This is a genomic window from Desulfosarcina sp. BuS5, from assembly GCF_028752835.1.
Lineage (GTDB): Bacteria > Desulfobacterota > Desulfobacteria > Desulfobacterales > BuS5 > BuS5.
Window position 1 is genome coordinate 3,113,161 of sequence record NZ_CP087952.1, and the last position, 19,770, is coordinate 3,132,930.

The window sequence follows — 19,770 nt, forward strand, 5'->3', positions numbered from 1 at the left end:
TGATCAAACGCTGGGTTGCAGCAATTTCAAAGCCTGATTAGCAAATCATCAGACAGTAGCTCTGATATACTCAGGACTTTTTCAACTTGCGGATACTCATCTTCAATTGGTTTTTTTAGACCAGCAAAATATTGTACTACTGAAACTACAACGCATTTTATCTCTTCATCAGATAATATTTCAGGCGAATGTATTACATGGCCAGACACTTCAACACCTTGCCTTACTTCAGATTTGTCTATATAAAAAATGTTTCTGTTTAAATCCAAGTTTAGCTTTTCAGAAAAAGTATAAAAATACGAATTAATACCCCAAAACGCGATTTTTCCATATTTATTCAACAGTTCATTAATGTTCTTTCTAACTTTATTAACAATATTCTCAGGAACAGGAGCAATATGTCTTTTCCCACAATTGTTACAAGCTAAAGTTTCTAAGATAAAAAGTTTCACCTTTTTCCATTTATTTGGACTATTGCACGACACGCAATTACCAGTTATGTCAATACTTGCATTTTCATAATCTATTTGAGTAATTTGTATTTCATTTGGAGTTTTGTGCGTCAAACGTGGTAATGATAGTATTTGTCCAAACAACCATGAATAATCTTCATCTGACATCTTTTTTGATAGTTTGACAAGAGGACAAGCATCTCTTATATATTGCACTGGATCATTTATTAATCCTTCCAAACGTGCATATTTATAAAGGGCGGTTCCTGGATATGTAATTATTGCACTGAGTTGAATCTCATAATTAATATGTTCCTTCCACCAATTGATAGTTTTTGTTGCTGTTTCAATTGTCTCTGCTACATCTCCAAAAATAAAAACTCCCTGTATTCCCATTCCAGCATTATATACCAATTTTAAAGCTTTTTCCGTTTGTTCAATTGTTATTTTCTTTTTTATACTTTTTAATATTTCGTTATCCGCACTCTCAATTCCAAATCCAACAACTGCACAATTAGACTCTTTTAGTAAATGTACTAATTCTGGAGTAATGTCTGGAACGCGAAAATTTGCAAACCATTTGATCTTATATGATTTTATTCGATTACAAAATTCTTCAATACGCTTCATGTTGCGGCCAAAAAGTTCATCTTCTATAGAAAGGAACTTAACCCCATATTCTTTCACTAAATAATTTATTTCTGCAAAAACGCTGTCTAAAGAACGCTGTCTGAATTTTTGGCCACTTGGATGAAAACAAAACGTGCACTTAAATGGACATCCCCTACTTGTTATTATTGGTAAAGTGTTGTATTCACACATACCCAGTGTATTCGGAATTGAATCTAATAATTTACCAATTTCAAGTCCGCTGTAGTCAGGGAATGGTATTTCCTCAACATTTATAGGCGTTACTTCTCCTTTTGTTTGCTTGTAAGAGTTATTGTCTTTGTAAACAACCCCTGGAACTTGTTTTATATCTCTCCCATTCTCAAGTGCTTGACACAGTTCACAACTTATTATCTCTCCTTCACCAATTACTCCATAATCTGCAAATTCCAGTGCTTCCATTGCATGTTCTGGTGCACTTGTTATGATTCCACCACCTACTATGGTTATTACACTTTGTGTTATTAGTTTCGAATTTCCTATAATATCTCTTATTGAGCCGTATTGCCCAGTCAATCCACCTGTTAAAACAATGTCAATTTTGTATTCATAAATTACGTTTTTCAATATGTCATATATTGATCCATGTATATGATTTAGGTTTAATGTGAACAAGCTGAAACCCGCCTTCTTTAAGCTGGCAGATACATAGGCAATACCTAATGGTGGTTGGTACCAATCACCAATCTTGTTCACTACTCTAGGCACAGCTATCAATTGATTCATTGATTACCTCGTTATAATCAGAATATATTTTAGCGTTCTGGAACTGTTTAGTACTACTAATTAGTCTTATTCGTGTTGATCTAAAGAATCAACTTTTTTATAAGGCGTGACTCGTCAATTCCAAGTGCTAAGAACGCATCGAAGATTATTGGAAAACCCTGGACTGCGGCGATTACAATTGGGATGTCTGAATCTAATAGCGCAGTAGGCGCAAAGATGTTATGATCTAAAAATTGCCCCCCAATCTTTGATGTTGTCGAATCTACAAAAAACTCCACATCGACGTGCTTGAAAAACGACGTCTTCTCAAGCAAATATTTTGCCTGCCAACCAGCCCCCCAAATCGCCACCGACTTGTAAGAGGCTTTGTCTGCCAAGACATGCCCAATGCCCATATCTACGATCTTAGATTTAATTAAATTCTCAGAATGAGAGTGTATTTTACCTAATCGTTGCCGTAGCAGATCGTCAAAATATACCAGCCGGCATCCTGCATCAGTTAAAAGCCCATACATAGCGATCATCAAGATCGCTTCATCAATAGAAACAATTTCTTTTTTAAAGTCGGTGCTGATCTGGTAGTTACATCCAATCAAGTTAAAATTTTTCATAAAAGGAATAAAGGACTTGACTTCTTCGATAGAAGAATTTTCTTCGGTAAAAATGTACTTGATGGTTACTTTAGCGGAGTTCGCAGACGCGTACTTTTCTAGATTGGCTAAAGCCTCTCGCAATTTAGATTGCCCCCGCACAAGCAGATATGTTTCATCAGTCCCTGCATCAATACTTGATGTAATACTTACTTTATCTTCCGCAAGCAAATGCTCAATTGTTTCGGAGTATATAACTGCATTGGTTAAAACCCTCTGATTTGCACCTGGCAATTGATCAGCAAGCTTCTCAATAAGCGGCGCAAAACCTTTGTCTAATACAGGCTCACCACCACCCCAAACAACCACACTATAACTATCCAGTACATTTTGATTTAGGAAAGATTCTATAAGCGCTTTGACGTCGTATCTCGGTTTCTTGCCGCCATAATAGGTTTCACTGCAATATGAGCACCGCAAGTTACATATCGAATGATGCTCAAAAGATAAATATTTTATTTCCAAATTCCTTAAAGAACCCCATTCCTTAAATTCAAGAAAGGGACAACCATCACAATCAGATTTTTCACCACTATTAATTTTTGAAAAAAGTTTTTGTTTGGCTTCAAGTATATTTTGACTGCTCACACGAGCGGAATCACATTTGGACATATCTAATAGGATCACATCACCATGCATTTCTCCGTCAACAAAGAATCGCTTACAACATGTTCGTATTTGGTCTGGCGCCAGAAAGATCGAATGATGCAAATCAATACAGCTCCAACTTTTGTTCACAACTTGTTTTATGTATTCGGAAATAGCAATAGCCTTCAATTTTGCTGTCAGTCGTTCATCTTGCATGGTCTTAAGAAAATGCGATGCGATTAAAATATACTTTGTTTTTTTTGTCGGCAACTCAAAAAAATCTTCAATTGAAACAAAATAATCAATCCAACATCGATATAATGCCGCATAAAGTTCAATTGCACGCTTATTGGAGGAGTTATGCCGGTAAATTTCTCTAACTCTTGTTGCAACTGCACCAGACAATCCTAATTTGTAATATAGAAAAAATTCTTGCCATCCGTCAGGATCATTGGTGACAACAAAAGCACCTATCTCCTTCCAAGCTCGCATGAACCCTTCAATATGCTGAACTGAAACAGTGTTGACTATTGAGTTTGGTCGCTGCCATTTAAAATATAATACTTCATCCAGATAACAAACTTTTCTTGCGTACCAGTAAACCTTAAAGATATAGTCTACATCTTCGTGATATCCAGTAGCAAACTGTAGGTTGTTTTCTATAATTAGTTTCCTTCGAATAGCAGTATAGATAACTGAGCCATCCATATGCAAAGACAGGTATTTTTTAATTAATTGATTTTTACTCAATTCAAGCGAGCTATGATCACGCCGACCAGACACTTGAAACTGTTCTGAACTAAATCTTGCTGAGTCGTACTCCCAGTTAAAACCCACAGCATCCAGAAAAGCACTGTTGTTCATATCTAAGAAAACTTGTAATTTAGACAAAGCTTCCCGATGTAGATAATCATCACTATCGACAAATATAACCCACTTGCCTGTAGCTTTGCTTAAACCAACATTTCTGGCTATTCCAGGGCCAGAGTTTTTGGGCGTTTTTGTAACAAACAAATTCTTATTATTCGTTGCCAAACGAGATGCGATTAAAAAGGTAGAATCTGTAGAGCAATCATCTACGAGTATGACTTCGAAGTTTCCCCTTTTTAGACTCTGATTCAATGCGCTATAGAGGCAATTTTCTATGAAGTCTTCTGAGTTGTACGCTGGAATAATAATCGAGAACTGCACAGAGTTTCTCATCCTTGGAGCTGAATCAATCATTATTGCCTCCTCTTGTCGGACAGAATCCGTCATAAACCCTCTCCATCCAAACCGGAATCTTGAATCTGGCCACAAACCGCCTGCCAAGCCTTCGTATCCGTCGATTTAGTCATGGCCTCAATCAGTCGGAGACCCCCCAAAGCTAATTCGGTACCGAATACCTCTTCAGACTTCCACTGGCCTGTTGCCCTGTATTGACGAAGACAATCAGCAATATCACTGTAAAGATTGGCAAAGGCTTCGATAAAACCAGCAGGGTGGCCGGCCTTGAACCTGTTATAACGCCGCATATTGGCAACCTCAACCGAAGAGGCACGATCCATAATCTCCCTGCGCCCATCCGAATAGGACAGCACCAATTCCTCTGGACACGCCTGGTACCACTCTGCTGAACATTTTGAACCATAGATTCTCAATCTCAAACCATTTCTGTGTCCAAGCGCCGATTTGCTGAACCACATCTGACCCTGAACGCCTTCCGAATACCGGCAAAGACAGGTGACATTATCAATGACTTCAGAAAACCACCCATAACTACCCTGGGCAGATACAACCTCGATGGGTTTTTGTCCGATTAGATAATCAATTAACTGATGCAGATGAACTGCCAAATCAAGATGAATTGTCGGCACCTGCCCATCGGAAAGCCTCCATGATTGCGGCACTGGCTTATTACCATTAGCATCTACTCTGATATATCCTTCCTGAGGCATCTCGGCCTGAAAGTGCAGAATTTTACCAAGCGTACCTTTTTGGATCATGTTTCGTAGTTCACGAACCATTGGATATCCGGAGTAATTGTACGTCACGGCAAGAAATCCATTCTTACTGTTTCGAACTTTAAGAATCTTTTCAGCCTCGGCGCTATTGGTTACCAAGGCCTTCTCACAAATCACAGGAAAGCCCTCGTTCAGGCAAGCTATAACCATTTCGTAGTGCGATGGGGTAGGCGTAAGGATAACAATCGCATCAAGGCGCCCCTTTTCTTCCCTGAGCATATCCTGCCAATGATCATACACATGATCAGGAGAAACGCCGTATGCTTGAGCAGTTTCCCGATTCCGTTGAGCATCGACGCTGAAACAACCTGCATCCAGAGTCCACTGGTTATCCATAGCACAGGATACGAAATGCGTATATCCAACCGCAGAATTGAGAGAACCACCAATAAAACCAAGCGATAGTGGCGTCGATCTATCTATCTTACCCAGCATAATCACCTCATATTGTCAGTTTTCAGAAAATGTGCCTGCCCGATGTTGACCGTCGTCATTCATTAGAGACAAAAAATTTTGGATATTTCGACCATAGTGTCAACATCCTGATAAACTTAATGAGTTTCTTGAATCGTATACAAACTTCTATTGAGCGTCTTTTGAAATAGCTCCGAAAGTTCTTCCTCTGAATTCTTCCTCAAAAATATTAGTGCAATCCGGCCAAAAGGACTGGCTTTTATCATGCCGCCCGCTAAACTTATTGGAACCATTTTTTCTATTAAAATGGGAAAATTGAATTGGATTGATCCAAAAACTCCTTCAGCAGGCTGAAAAATTGTGTGCCTCATTACCCAGGATTGCTTCAATGTATTTTTCCCAAAAGAAAATTCTTGTTTTACGAAAGGTCTCGCATATGTTTCTGCATAGTTAAAACCCGTTGAGAGTTCAATTAGGTGACTATACAAATCACCAGGACAACGACGTGTTACCTCAATCAACCAGAACGATCCTCCATTCTTTATGAATTGCGTGTGAACCAGTCCATCAACCAGCTTCAGCTTTTTAGCCAGCAAAGCAATACCATCGCGGATACGACTCAGCATTTCGAGAGGAAAGTCATAGATTACACGACTGGTATCAACCACAAACGGGTTTGCTGTACCGTGTTCTTCAACAATAAAGTCCGCAACTATGTTGCCGTCAGTGATAAACGCTGAATGGCTGTATAGCTGTCCCTCAACATACTCCTCCACAATGCATGTCTTGGAGCGTGAAAATTCTTTCGCATGATCGATGGCTGATTGCAACTCGTGTTGTTCAGCTTTGCGAACAATGGTCATACCACGGCCACTATAAGCATCTACAGGTTTGACTATTACAGGCCATATTTCATCCACATGCTCACCGGAGATTACCCGTGGAACTTGCAAGCCAATTTTTGTTGCGAACGTTCGGAATTTATCTTTGCTATTGATTATTTCTGTTGTCTCAACTGTATCTATTCCATAATAGTTCCCTTTTGAATTAAGCGCGGCACAGACTTGATATGAAAGGTCATTGCACCCCGGGACAATATAATCAATATTCGTTTCCTCTATTATTTTCCGGGTTTGGTCCACATTGGAATAATCCAGGTTGATGTAGTTGTTAGCAGATTTAGCCAGAAAATCATTAGGATTGCTTCCGATTACGAACACTTCACAGCCGGAATCAACGAGGTAGCGATAGATCGGCGCTGACGAAAGATTGGTGTCAACCAATAGCACTTTTTGCATCATTTACTCCAACTGAGACGTTTGAATTTTTCAAAATTTGCTTAGTTTGAACCGATCTCAATAATAATATCACAAATCCTTTGGACATCATCTAAGGCAAGATCATAATAAATCGGCAGCGTTAGAATCCTTGAGGCTGCCAATCTGGCGACAGACAATGAATCCTTTACAGTAACAGCACGGTAGCAGGGAAAGTCACAAAGGAGCGGATAGAAATATCTACGAGTGAACACGTTATATTTCTTGAATTCCTCGTAAAGCCCGTTGCGGCTGAGTCCATAGATATCTTCGTCAACTTCAACCGGCATATAAGCGTAATTATATTCTATATCTGTGGGAAGGGGCGGAACTAATCTGATGCCAGGCACATCTTTAAGGATCTCATGGTAACGCTGATACAATTTCTCCCGTTTATTGATTATTTGATCAATATTAACCAAAACCATTTCGCCCATCAAGGCCTGGAATTCGTTCATCTTTGCGTTTGTGCCGGGCATAACCACTTCAACCTCGTTCTCAAACCCAAAGTTTTTCAGATAATCAAATTTTTGTTTGAGGCCGCTATCCTTGAAGGTCAGCATGCCGCCTTCAATCGAATGAAAAGCTTTAGTGGCATGAAAACTGAACATGCTCAAATCACCAAAATGAGCAATTGAGTTCCCCCTAACCTTCACACCAAACGCATGGGCAGCATCATAGATCAATTTGAGGTTATGTCTGCGGGCGATATCAGCAAGAGCGTTTAATTTACAGGGGTGTCCATATACATGCACCGCCAATATAGCGGTTGTCCATGGGGTAATTGCTGCTTCAACCTTTTCGGGGTCAAGTGTATAATAGTCAGGTTCGATATCCACAAAAACAGGTCTGATTTTGTTCCAGAACAAAGCATGGGTTGTCGCCACAAATGTAAATGGGGTGGTGATAACTTCTCCCGAAATTTCCATCCCCTGCAAGGCTATTTGAAGGGCAAGAGTACCGTTGTTAAAAAGGCATAAATTATCTGTTTCAAAGTAACCGGAAAGCTGCTTTGAAAACCGCCTGACTACAGGCCCGTTGTTGGTGAGCCATTGATTTTCCCATATCTCCTTGAGACCTTCGCAATAATCCTCCAGCGGAGGCAAAAATGGCCTTGTCACATAAATGGGTTTTTCAAAAGGTTTAATCATAAATTATCTTTCATACGATGTTCAATCTACCCGCTCGGTCACGGTAGAAACCCAGCCCCCGTTGGTTCTCAGAGGCACAAGAATACCATTGAATTCTTTCTCCCAGAAACGCAAGGTGGGTTTAAGGATATTAAGCTTTGTGCTGACCTGCTGAATCGTTATCTAACAATGCAACTTGTGTGCCATAAAAAATAACTGTGTAACTACGTTATTCGTAATCTGTGGATTAAGATCGGTTTTTATCACAAAGCCCGTAAAGAACGCAGAGAAGATCATGCAATTCTAAATAGTTAGCCTTATCCACTCAGTTCTGAATGCGTTTTTTGTACATTTTGCCGGCCCAGTGAAATACAGAGTCAATTTCACCGGGATGCCTTTTTTGAGGGTATAGCAATATTCAAAGGCAGAAATAAAATGTCAAAATTTTGACGCAAAAATCGTCGGGTGGCCGATATGAGACGAGATATTTGGAGATATTTTATTGACTTCTATTGCATATTTAAGCGAAATAACCCTGCTATTATGTTAACTAACATGATTTAAGCAGGGGAATTTTGCAATGAAAAAAGGATCTCAATATGTAGCCAGGGAGATTGAAACCGATATCAGGGCATGCCTTAAGCTTCCTGAGATTATTGCTGTAACGGGCGCCAGGCAATGCGGAAAAACAACACTTTTCAATAAAATAATCAGCACATTACCTTGCTGTCCCAAAACATCCCGCACAGGTCATGATAAGTGGGCAAATTAATAGCTCGTTCATACAGCCCATAGCCCACAAAATTCTCTGGTTTCGCCTCAAACATAGACAGCATGCTCAACGGCCAGAAAAATACGCGGCCATCAATATTATCCGCCTTAAAAGCAGTGAGCAAATTTTCGCGATTGAAAGGCATCCCCTCATCGACAACAATGGTGGGCATCCAATAGCCGTTTGTCATACCCACCGGTTCAGGATTCATCTTCAACGGTAGATTACGAAAGTGTTCGGCGTAGTAAGCAAAAATTCGCCGCTTGCCAGCAATGAGGTCATCAATCCTCTCCATTTGCCCACAACCGATGGCTGCCTGGATGTTGGACATCTTGTATTTGAAGCCGATCATGTCCGGCCAAAACTGCTTTGTCTGACTCCTGCTCCGGCCATGGTTGCTGAAGGTAAGGACTTTTTCGTAGATAGCATCATCATTGGTGACGAACATGCCTCCTTCACCGGTAGTGAGAGTTTTGGTACCGTGAAAGGAGAAGGTGCCGAAAACGCCCATACTGCCGGCACGTTTGCCATGATAGATGGACCCAATTGCCTCTGCCGCGTCTTCGATGATCGGTATGCTATGGCGATGGCCGATATCAAGTAACGCATCCATCTCGCAAAGATTTCCATAGAGATGCACGGCAATAATTGCTTTGGTTTTGGGTGTAATGGCCACCTCTGCTTTTTGGGGATCAATACACCAGGTGTCAGGCAATACATCCACAAAGACAGGCTTGGCTCCGAGGTAGGTAATCGGCGCAGCAGAAGCGATCCAATTAGTATCTGCCAGTATTACCTCATCTCCAGCATCAATGCCAAGCGCAGCCAAACCCATGTGCAATGCGCCTGTACAACTCGACGTAGCAATTGCATATTTTACGTCCAGGTGTTTTTTAAATAGATTTTCAAACCGATAGATATAATCATAGCACTTCTCACCCCAGCCGTTTACTGCGGCATCAGCAGCATAGCGGATTTCAAGCTCGGTTATGCTGGGTTTAGTGTAGTAAATTTTATCCATTTTCTTTTGCAAACCACTCAAATTCAGCAGGCAAATTCTCAAACAACCGGTCTGCGACATCAAACACATCCACAGGCGTATATTTCCGCCCTATCTTTTTCGGCACCCAATATCTTCCATGTGCCAGCCAGTCCCTCAAATGAAGCGATCCTCTGAATTGGCCTATCACAGATTTGCAAGAAGGGTATTCTTCTAACCAAGCATCCAATATATCTTCACTCAAACGAATTCTTGAGCCTGACTGCTTGTACAGCACCCGGAATTTTCGACTCACAGGATCTTTAAGCTTCTCATATACACGGCTCAGATAATCCAATCGCAGACATGCCTCTGAAGCAGAAATAATATCAAAGCATACCAGAAAATCCAATTCTCTCTTATGTTCTTCAAAGTAACTGTCAACATCTTCCCTGGTCATACCAACAAAAAAATCCTCAACGTCGCTATCAGCAAAAAAAGCATCTATTATGCGTTTTTTCTCCCTGCGCATTGCTTTCTCACTTGTCTGATACCATTCCCATATATAAGAAATACTTACATTCTCGCCTGAAAAAGCTATTTTATTCATTTCGCATAACCTGTTTCAGAGCATCGGAAAAAGAATCTTCTGTAAGAGGCCAATGTTTCATTCTGGGAGTTCTGACAGCCAATTTCCACGAATCCCATTCAATGAGCACAATCATAATAGCACCTTCATCGCCTGTCATATCGACCCTTCCAAAGGAACCAATTAGAATTGTTCCCTTTGGATCAAAAACCACCTGCTCAGTTCCTGCCCAGAGCTTCATTTTCCTTACAGTATATGTGCCTATATTTTCCTCGATAATTATCTTATCTTCATAAACAATCTTGACCAGACCGTTCTTAACGGAAGGTTGAAGATATGTTTCTATCATTTCATAGAGTTGGTTCAAGGCAGCAATCCATTTTTTTCTTCTTGCCTCCCAGTCAACTTTCTTGATCTGATCCTCATGCTTCAACCTCTTTTGTGTGAAAAATTCTTCAAGGTTATTCACAGCATCCCCCTTATTATTATTTTCTGCCTGAACTGCATTACACCATTTTTAAATTCGGGACAGCCACAACAAATCGCCCGCACCAGTCTCTGATATAACTTAATTGCTCCATTATCTCATCTTTAATATTCCACGGCAGTATAAGCACATAATCCGGCTTGAGTTTTTTAATTTCATCTTCCTTTACCACGGGAATATGGCTCCCTGGCAAAAACATGCTCTGTTTATGAGGAAGAGCATCAACTACAAATTCAATCAAATCTTTTTTAACACCGCAGTAATTTAAAAGAGTATTCCCTTTGGCCGCCGCTCCGTAAGCAGCAACCTTCTTCCCCGCTTTTTTCTGCTCCATAAGAAATGAAACAAGCGCATACTTAACCTTATCCACCTTTTGCTGAAAATTAAGATAATAATCTAAGGTAAGCATCTCTCTTGCCGCCTCTTTTTCCAACAGTTCAACAACATTTGGCGTTACAGGTTTTGAATTGTCATTATCATGTCTGGCATAGATCCTCAATGAACCACCATGGGTTGGAAGCTCCTCCACGTCAAAGATGGCCAGGCCGTGCCTTGCAAAAATTCTGCATACTGTATGAAATGAAAGGTATGAAAAGTGCTCGTGATATATGGTGTCAAACTGATTCTCTTCGATAAGACGCATCAAATGAGGAAACTCCATGGTTATAACACCATCATTTTTCAAAGCGATCTTGAGGCCGGCAACAAAATCGTTTATATCCGGCACATGGGCCAGAACATTGTTTCCAATAATTAAATCAGCTTTTTTTCTTCTTGCACGAGTCTTTCCGCAAGGTCAGCACTAAAAAATTCCTCTAATGTCTCAATTCCTTTTTCTCTGGCCGCCTGAGCAGTGTTGGCACTCGGTTCAATCCCAAGACAAGGGATCTGTTTTTCCAAAAAATATTGCAACAAGTATCCGTCATTTGAGGCGATTTCCATCACATGAGATGCCGTGCTTAACTCCAGCCTGCCTGTAATCATATCTACATATTTTTTTGCATGTTCAAGCCAGGACGTGGAAAAAGAGGAAAAATAGGCATACTCCCGGTTAAATATTTCGCCGGATTTTTTGTATTCGCCCGTCTGCACCAGAAAACATTTGTCACAGACATAGAGTTCTATCGGATAAAAGACTTCAGGTTCGTTCAATTGATCTTTGGTCAAAAAAGAGTTGGATGCTGGAGCATTGATCAGATTAATAAATACATGGATCAATTCATGGTGGCAAAATCGGCATTTCATTAGAGTTGAATTCCTCCAAAATCTTGAGTCAGAAAAGGATAGCTTTTATCCTTATCGGATATTTCTGTAACTTCCAAAGGCCATTTTATTCCGATTTTGGGATCATTATAGCAAACACCATCTTCATGCTCCGGGCTGTAAAATTCCGTGTGGAGATACAGTAATTCACTATTGGGCTGGAGGGTTTGGAACCTATGCGCAAAACCTTCGGGAATATACATCATTTTCATGTTTTCAGAAGACAATATTTCTCCATGCCATTTTAAAAAAGAAGGTGAGCCTTTCCTTAGATCAATAATCACATCAAAGACTGACCCACAAATACATCTGACCATCTTGATCTCAGCCATGGGAGGCCGCTGGAAGTGCATCCCCCGAATAGCACCTTTTTGATGCGTTAGAGAGTGATTGATTTAAACAATGCTTTCGCCATTCAGAATGCTCTCAAGTTCGTTCTGGCAAAATACACGGGCGAATAATCCACGGGGTAGTCCCTACAAAACAATGTAGGTGATTAAAAAGTGTCTCTGAAAACATGAATAAAAAAGATTTTTACTAAAAATTAAGATTGCTATAGACTAAAAAAGGATGTTGCAAAGATTGCTATTATCGGTAGTTAAAACAAATAGTTACGCCATAATGGAAAAATGGGGTTTTTCTAGGTTAACTAATTGATTTTATTATCAAAGTTTTTTTACTTTGCAACACCCTTTAAAAGCAATATATTTTGTAGAGCACGGTTAAAACTCTATTCAAAGGATCGCAACCATGCAAAATACAGCAAATACAGCCCTAACACTTTTTTGTCCCAGGAAAAGCTGCAAATGTTATCAATCAACCGAGAACAAAATCACCAAGGATGGAGTTTACATAACAAAATCCGATTTTGAGCCAAGACAAATGTTTTACTGCAATGGTGGCAAACATAGATTCTCAGAAACAGGATATTCCGATCTTTTTGGAAAGCATGGCAGTTTTAAAGAATATGAGCAAACGGCAAAGCTAAACTCTTACGGCCTTGGCACTGATGCAATTGCCGATGTACTTCAAAAAGATCGAAGGACAATTGAACAACGGCAAAAAGCTATTGGACAAAAAGGCCAGCAATTTCACCTATTTCTTTGTTTTACTATCGGACTTACCATTGTATTTCTCCAGATGGATGAACTATGGTCTTACCTTAAAAATAAAAGTCAACAATTATGGGTTTTTATCGCTCTTGAATCAACAACAAAATTCTGGATCGGTTTCGAGTTGGGTTCAAGAACAACTTACACTGCAAACCGTTTAGTAAAGGGCATTAAAAAGTTGGGCAAATGGGGAAAAGATAATATATTAAAGGTCGCTACAGATAAATTAGCGGCTTACAAAAATGCACTCGAAAACATTATGTCTGAAATTCCTTATGCTTACCTGCAAATTGTTAAGCGCCGAATAAAGCGTCGGCTTGTAACAGTTAAAAAATATTTTGTAAAAGGTACTGTAAAAGATTTCCCCGGAAAAAGCCAAAACACCTCATTTATTGAGAGACTGAACCTTACCCTAAGGCAACATATCTTCTATCTTCAGAGAAAAACCCTGGGATATTGCAAGAACAAGCTGAATTTTAGTAATGTAATGTGGATTAACTTATTCAACTATAATTACATACAATTTCATAAGAGCTTACGAATACGAATTAACAATGAAAACGAGAAATTTATAAAAAAAGTATAACCATAATACACCGGCAATGCAGATGGGACTTACGAATTCTCCACTAAACTGGAGATATCTCATTACAGTCCCAATACCTTGTAAGTAGCTGATTTTTCGAACCTGCATTGTTTTGTAGGGACTACCTGCCCGATCTCACCCATAGACTTTAATATACAGACCTCGTACTTTTATCAATATTAATTAGACGCTATGACATCTAATAATCTGAATATATTTATAATTAAAGCTATAGTGTAAAGCTGTATAAAAATTGGACACGGCAATTTTTATGCCATCGTTTTGTTTAAATTAATTCAATAAGTTAGTGGTAAAATTTATAAAAACATTGTCGAACTCAAATACCGAGGTCTGAATATAAAAATTTTGGGTGCGTTATCGGTCTATAAATTCCTCCGCAAGTCTTAAAGCAGAGGCTTTGTCGGATATCTCTTTTGATAATCTTGCATCTTCCACATAATTTAGAACTTTACGGAATAAAGGAGACGGCTTTATTCCGAACTCGTTAATAAGGTCATGGCCTGTTATAAGGGGCGGTTTTCTTTTCAAAATTTTAAACACGGCAAAATAATCATCCATCAAATCTGTAATAAAATTTTTAAAGGCATCGTCACTTTTGTCTCCTTTTGCCTGGGAGTCGGCGATCGAATGCAACAAAATATAAGGTGAATAATCGCGGCATTTTCTAAAAAACCGTGTTACGGCTTTGCGGGTGAGTTTCGTTTCCAGGTGCAAGGTGAATAAAGACAGGGGCCTTAAATGATTACGGATAATAAAATCTATAAAACACTTTTCGCGGGACGACATCTTCAATCTGTCGCAGATTTTTTTCGACATGTCGGCGCCTGCAGCGGCATGACCGTAAAAATGATAATCTCCCTTCTTGTCTATTGTCCGGGATGCAGGTTTTCCTGTATCATGCAGCAGGATAGCCAGTTTTAATAGAGCAATTTTTTTTTTATCAGCAAACAGGGCGTTACGTGCAGATCTTGTAATATTCAGGCTATCTGCAGCATTTATGAGCATTTCGAGATGATAAAACGAACTCATGGTATGCTCAAAAACATCATAAATATGGTATCTGTTCTGTTCGCATCCGCGTAACCGGCCAAGTTCGGGAAAAATTACAAGCAAAAGTCCAGTATCCGCCATTTCTGAAATATACTGATATGATTTCAAAGCATCCATTAATTTGAGTAATTCAACCCTGACCCGTTCCCCTGCGGAATTTACTATAAGGCCTGCATTATTCTCGATTTCCTTTAAGGTTGCCGGCTCGATTTTAAAATTAAAGGCCGCGCCTATTCTGAATGCCCTGAGCAGCCGTAAGGGATCTTTTTTAAAAGCTTCTTTTGATACCATTCGTATATTTTTTTTCTCAAGATCCTTAAGCCCGCCGGTACAATCTATAATGTCGCCGCCTGATATGGAATATGCCATGGCATTGATGGTGAAATCACGCTGTTCCAGGTCTTCTTCAATGGTTTGGCCGTTAAGATCCGCAAGATCAAATATATTTTTACCTGATACAACTCTGAATATAAACTGCCCCGGCTTTCCAATTTTAACCAGGACGCCGTTGGTATTTGCAGCTATCTGCAGCGCTGTTTTTTCCGTATCCACCGCACAGGCAATATCATAATCCGCAGGCTTACGCCCTAAAAGTTCGTCCCTTATGGCTCCTCCTACAACATAAATTCCTTCCACAGCAGGAAAAATATTCCGATTCAGCCTGATCATCTTAACGCGCGACCTTTGTTTTCAAGCTGCATTTCTCACTACTCAAGCCGCGCACTTTCCATATCCTCCACCTCCAGGGGTTTCAATCCTGATTATATCATTCTCTTTCAGGTTTTCATAAAATTTACCCGGCCGGTTTTCAAATTGACCGTCTTTAATAATAATATTTTTTCCTTTTTTTCCAGGACCGCCGCCACTTAAACCATAAGGAGGCCTTATTCTTCTTTCAGATATAACGGTCACTTCAGCATCCGAAAGCAACTTAAGTTCCCTTATTATTCCGTCTCCCCCGTTAAAAAGTCCTCTTCCCCCGGAATTTTTTCTAATGGAATACTCAGTTACAAGAAGAGGATAACTATATTCAAGAGCCTCAACAGGGGTATTCAGCGTATTGGTCATATGGGAATGGACAGCAGATTCACCGCAATAATTTTTACCGGCGCCCATGCCTCCGCCAATGGTTTCATAATATGTAAAGGGTCTAAAGAGAGGCTCATCCTCAAAAAATACCGGGGCAATCATAGTTATATCAGGAAGATGAGTCCCCCCCATGAAAGGGATCATTCAATATTATCATCTCATCTTTTAAAAGTATGGGATTGGTTTTCAAGGGTTAGAGCCATTATTAAACTGCATATTATATAGTTTGTAGTATTCCCCCTGTTTTGCAATCAGCTCTTTATGTGTGCCTTCCTCCATGATCCGGCCGTTTACAATTACAACTATCCTGTCCGCATAACTTATGGTGGAGAGTCTGTGGGCAATAACAAAGGTTGTGCGGCCTTTCATAAGATTTTCCAAAGCTTTTTGGACAAGCATTTCGGATTCGGTGTCAAGGGAGGAGGTGGCCTCGTCCAGGATAAGGATGGGCGCATCTTTTAGCAGGGCGCGGGCAATACATATTCTTTGTCTTTCTCCCCCTGAAAGACGGCTTCCCAATTCACCGATGGAGGTATCAAATTTTTTTGGCAGATGCTGTATAAAATCGTATGCATAAGCCGCTCTGGCCGCTTTTTCTATATCTTCTCCCGAAGCATCATGATTGCCGTAAGCAATGTTGTTCCTGATAGTATCGTTAAAAAGAATCGGGGACTGGGTTACTATGGCGATCTGTTCACGGAGAGAAGCAATCGACGCGTTTCTGACATCGGTTCCGTCAATAAGCAACGCCCCTTTCCATACGTCGTAAAACCTTGGTATAAGGTTTACCAGGGATGTTTTGCCTCCTCCGCTCATACCCACAAGGGCGATGACTTCTCCTGCACGGGCAGTCAGATTGATATTTTCCAGAGCCGTTACATCGCCATATTTAAAAGAAACATCTATGAATGATACATCATGCGATCCCGGCTTGATGATGACAGGATTTTTGATCTCCTTAATATCCGTCTTTTTTTCAATGATTTCAAAAACCCGGTCTGCTCCGGCAAGACCAGCCTGCAAAACATTGTTGAGTTTACTTAATTTTTTAACTGGACCGTACAGCATAAGCACAGCGCCCATAAATGAAAAAAAAGTGCCGGGCGTCGAATCACCTGCAATAACCTGTGAACCGCCATACCAGATAACGCAGGCAACCCCTAGGCCTCCTAAAAATTCCATGACAGGGGATGCCAGCTCTTTAGCTTTGACGGATTTTAACTCAAGTTTAAACAGACCTTTTGTCATCTCCCTAAAACGGCTGTTTTCATAGTTTTCCATGCCGAATGCTTTTACTATGATATTTCCCGTGAATGTCTCGTGCAAAAAAGAATTAAGTTCGCCAACGGCCTCCTGGGTACCTGTGCTTATTTTCCGCACCATTTTTCCTATTTTTACAATCGGAAAAAAGGCTACGGGAATTATTATGATGGCAAATGTAGCCATTTCCCAGTCCCTGTAAAAAATAACAGATGTCAATCCTATAATAGTAAAGACATCTCTCAATGCTCCTGTAACAGCAGTCGAAACCATAGCCCTGATGATATTGACATCATTTGTTATGCGTGACATCAGCACTCCGGTTGTTTCTTTATGAAAAAAGGAGATTGGCAGTTCGGAAATTTTGCTGTAAATAGAATTCCTCAGGCGCCTGATTATATCCTGCCCTACATAATTCATAAAGTATTGCTGGCCGTACATGGCAGACCCCAAGATAAAGTAAACCAGGATAACAGCCAGGGGGATCAGCTTGAGCATGGCTGTGTCTTTGTTTATAAAGATATCGTCAACCACCGGTTTTATTAAAAATGGTATAGAAGAAGTGGCCCCGGCCTGGATCAGCATGCATATCATCGCGATAAGCAGCTTTACCCAGCTCCCCTTAACGAGTTTATACAAATGTTTGTTACGGGCTTTTATTATGGTTTTGTCTATTTGCTTCATTAAAAATTATTTCATGTTATTAAATGGTTAAATGACCCGTCGGCTTCATCTGTTATACGACAGAGTTCTTTTTCAAGTTTATTGATAAATAATCCATAGCTGTTTTTGTTTATATCTCCAGGGATATAGATAGGATCACCGAATATTATTGTGCATCTGGTAAACGGGTACGGCACTATAAACCTGTCCCAACTGGAGAAAATCTTGATTTTTTTGGCGCTATAACTAATTGGAACAATAGGGTATCCTGTCTTTTTGGCAAGCATGATGACACCAGGCTGAACCTTTTGCCGTGGTCCCCTGGGGCCGTCCGGTATAACCCCTCCCGGTCTTGTATGTTCTTTCAGGAGTTTAATCTGTTTTGCAAGGGCTCGCAAGCCTCCCTTGGAAGTAGAACCGCGAATAGTTTCATGCCCCTGGTTTTGCAGTATTCTCGCTATAATTTCACCGTCTTTTGATCTGCTGACAAGGATTGCTCCATTCCATCCTTTCAAGAGATAACTTATGAGAAGAATCCTTGAATGCCAGAAAGCAAAAATCAATTTACCGGAACCTAGGATCGGTGCAACTTTTTTTAAACCATCCGACTTAATTGTTGTAGTTGCACAAAGTAGATCAATAAGTATTCTACCAAGAATACCCGTCAGCTTCCATTTTATTTCTGATATATAGTTTTTAATGGCAGTTTTCATTTTTTAGTTTCGGTGGATTCGCTTCGCTTAATCCACCCTACAGACTGAATTTAACCGCGGAGAACGCTGAGATATTACATTAAACTTCACGCAGTTTCTCTGCGTCCTCTGCGGTTAAAGAAACCTGGTGTTCACGAAAGCATATTAAGAGCTATTTTAGCCACTTCCAGGGAAGCTCCAGGACCTCCGAGTATATTTTTTATTTTAAGTAGTTCGTTACGGATATCTTCCATCAAGATTGGATCATTAAGCATGCGGCAGGCTGTTGCGGTAATATTTTGAGGAGATGCTTCATTCTGTATCAGTTCGGGAACCAGGGTTTTTCCGGCAATAAGGTTTACCAAGCCGATATTATCAACCTTTATCATCAATTTGCCAAGCATGAAACTTACAGGTGATACTTTATATACTATTATCATAGGAATGCCTGCAATAGCAGTCTCCAGGGTAACGGTTCCGGATGCTGTTATAACAAGGCGGCTTTGTTCAAGCACCTTTACAACAGGGCCGGCGTTGAGTTCCAGGTTGATGATACTGCTGAATTTTTCGGTTGCTTCCTCAACATACTGTTTATTGACTGTTGGGGCAACTGAAAGAATAAACTTGATATCACCAAAGTTTTCCTGCAGCAGAACAGCAGATTCAAGCATGACCGGTAAAAGCTTTGTAATCTCACTGTTCCGTGATCCTGGAAGAAGTCCAATTATTTGCTGCCCCGATTTTTCAACTTTACAAAAAGTTTTTGATGAATCGAGCAGTGGGTGGCCTACAAATGTAACAGGTATGTCATGTTCCGTGTAAAAAATTTCCTCAAACGGCAGGATAACTGCCATATGGTCTATTATCTTTCCGATTTTTTTTACACGTCCCTGTCTCCATGCCCAGATCTGCGGGCTGATATAATAAAGCACGGGGATGCGCATTTTTTTTGCAGCCACTGCAACACGCAGATTAAAATCAGGATAATCTATCAATATCAGAAGATCAGGATTTAAACTTTTCAGGAGGCGTTTTGCAACAGCAAGAGCTTTAAAAATAGTGGGGAATTTAGCAAAAACCTCTGTTATTCCCACCACCGAAAGTTCTGCGGCATCCACCAGGATTTTTACGCCGGCTTTTTTCATGGATTTGCCGCCGATGCCACAGAAAACAAGATTATTCTTTTCCATTTCCATGGCGTTAACAAGCCTTGCTCCGTGATGATCCCCCGAAGCCTCACCGGCTATTATCATAATATT

At 40.2% G+C, this 19,770-nt stretch carries 18 protein-coding genes; 1 reads left to right on the forward strand and 17 read right to left on the reverse strand.

The window, feature by feature from the left end; all coding sequences use genetic code 11:
• Window positions 1–26: 26 nt before the first annotated feature.
• From BuS5_RS15225 to rfbC, 12 genes are all read right to left on the reverse strand, one after another.
• Complete coding sequence (locus BuS5_RS15225) at window positions 27–1,847, reverse strand: B12-binding domain-containing radical SAM protein (RefSeq protein WP_027354503.1); 1,821 nt, start codon at window positions 1,845–1,847, stop codon at window positions 27–29.
• A gap of 80 nt (window positions 1,848–1,927) precedes the next feature.
• Window positions 1,928–4,309, reverse strand: coding sequence for a glycosyltransferase (locus tag BuS5_RS15230; protein WP_198012286.1), 2,382 nt, complete (start codon window positions 4,307–4,309; stop codon window positions 1,928–1,930).
• Between the two features lie 29 nt (window positions 4,310–4,338).
• A complete protein-coding gene (locus tag BuS5_RS15235) occupies window positions 4,339–5,523 on the reverse strand; it encodes a Gfo/Idh/MocA family protein (protein WP_051374993.1) in 1,185 nt (394 codons plus the stop codon).
• Window positions 5,524–5,639: 116 nt separating this feature from the next.
• On the reverse strand, window positions 5,640–6,803 hold the full coding sequence (locus BuS5_RS15240) for an ATP-grasp domain-containing protein (RefSeq protein WP_084446147.1): 1,164 nt from the start codon (window positions 6,801–6,803) through the stop codon (window positions 5,640–5,642).
• Window positions 6,804–6,841: 38 nt separating this feature from the next.
• Complete coding sequence (locus tag BuS5_RS15245; RefSeq protein ID WP_027354500.1) at window positions 6,842–7,969, reverse strand: DegT/DnrJ/EryC1/StrS family aminotransferase; 1,128 nt, start codon at window positions 7,967–7,969, stop codon at window positions 6,842–6,844.
• Between the two features lie 21 nt (window positions 7,970–7,990).
• A complete protein-coding gene (locus BuS5_RS20575; protein WP_084446145.1) occupies window positions 7,991–8,131 on the reverse strand; it encodes a MerR family transcriptional regulator in 141 nt (46 codons plus the stop codon).
• Window positions 8,132–8,658: 527 nt separating this feature from the next.
• The gene (locus tag BuS5_RS15250; protein WP_198012285.1) at window positions 8,659–9,801 is read right to left on the reverse strand and encodes a DegT/DnrJ/EryC1/StrS family aminotransferase; all 1,143 of its coding nucleotides are present in this window, start codon (window positions 9,799–9,801) and stop codon (window positions 8,659–8,661) included.
• A complete protein-coding gene (locus BuS5_RS15255; protein ID WP_027354498.1) occupies window positions 9,734–10,309 on the reverse strand; it encodes a hypothetical protein in 576 nt (191 codons plus the stop codon). The genes BuS5_RS15250 and BuS5_RS15255 overlap by 68 nt, the downstream gene beginning before the upstream one ends.
• Window positions 10,302–10,757, reverse strand: coding sequence for a hypothetical protein (locus tag BuS5_RS15260; protein ID WP_027354497.1), 456 nt, complete (start codon window positions 10,755–10,757; stop codon window positions 10,302–10,304). Before BuS5_RS15260 ends, BuS5_RS15255 begins: the two co-directional genes overlap by 8 nt.
• A 37-nt stretch (window positions 10,758–10,794) precedes the next feature.
• Window positions 10,795–11,502: a methyltransferase C-terminal domain-containing protein gene (locus tag BuS5_RS15265; RefSeq protein WP_232223088.1), complete on the reverse strand. Its 708-nt coding sequence runs from the start codon at window positions 11,500–11,502 to the stop codon at window positions 10,795–10,797.
• A gap of 26 nt (window positions 11,503–11,528) precedes the next feature.
• Window positions 11,529–12,020 carry a class I SAM-dependent methyltransferase gene (locus tag BuS5_RS15270; RefSeq protein ID WP_198012284.1) on the reverse strand — a complete coding sequence of 164 codons (492 nt, stop codon included), beginning with the start codon at window positions 12,018–12,020 and terminating at the stop codon, window positions 11,529–11,531.
• A complete protein-coding gene (gene rfbC, locus BuS5_RS15275) occupies window positions 12,020–12,433 on the reverse strand; it encodes a dTDP-4-dehydrorhamnose 3,5-epimerase (RefSeq protein ID WP_157487431.1) in 414 nt (137 codons plus the stop codon). Before rfbC ends, BuS5_RS15270 begins: the two co-directional genes overlap by 1 nt.
• A 355-nt stretch (window positions 12,434–12,788) precedes the next feature.
• On the opposite strand from rfbC, the gene BuS5_RS15280 reads away from it, so the two are divergent.
• Window positions 12,789–13,736, forward strand: coding sequence for an IS1 family transposase (locus tag BuS5_RS15280; RefSeq protein ID WP_274427791.1), 948 nt, complete (start codon window positions 12,789–12,791; stop codon window positions 13,734–13,736).
• Between the two features lie 375 nt (window positions 13,737–14,111).
• Here BuS5_RS15280 and BuS5_RS15285 read toward each other — a convergent pair whose 3' ends face one another.
• From BuS5_RS15285 to lpxB, 5 genes are all read right to left on the reverse strand, one after another.
• The gene (locus BuS5_RS15285; RefSeq protein WP_027354558.1) at window positions 14,112–15,476 is read right to left on the reverse strand and encodes a CCA tRNA nucleotidyltransferase; all 1,365 of its coding nucleotides are present in this window, start codon (window positions 15,474–15,476) and stop codon (window positions 14,112–14,114) included.
• Window positions 15,477–15,518: 42 nt separating this feature from the next.
• Window positions 15,519–16,040 carry a hydantoinase B/oxoprolinase family protein gene (locus BuS5_RS15290; protein ID WP_027354557.1) on the reverse strand — a complete coding sequence of 174 codons (522 nt, stop codon included), beginning with the start codon at window positions 16,038–16,040 and terminating at the stop codon, window positions 15,519–15,521.
• Between the two features lie 42 nt (window positions 16,041–16,082).
• Window positions 16,083–17,840: an ABC transporter ATP-binding protein gene (locus tag BuS5_RS15295; protein ID WP_027354556.1), complete on the reverse strand. Its 1,758-nt coding sequence runs from the start codon at window positions 17,838–17,840 to the stop codon at window positions 16,083–16,085.
• Between the two features lie 11 nt (window positions 17,841–17,851).
• Window positions 17,852–18,532 (reverse strand): lysophospholipid acyltransferase family protein, encoded by a 681-nt coding sequence (locus BuS5_RS15300; protein ID WP_051375016.1) that lies wholly within the window; start codon window positions 18,530–18,532, stop codon window positions 17,852–17,854.
• A 131-nt stretch (window positions 18,533–18,663) separates the two neighbouring features.
• Complete coding sequence (lpxB, locus tag BuS5_RS15305) at window positions 18,664–19,764, reverse strand: lipid-A-disaccharide synthase (RefSeq protein ID WP_198012289.1); 1,101 nt, start codon at window positions 19,762–19,764, stop codon at window positions 18,664–18,666.
• Window positions 19,765–19,770: the final 6 nt, after the last annotated feature.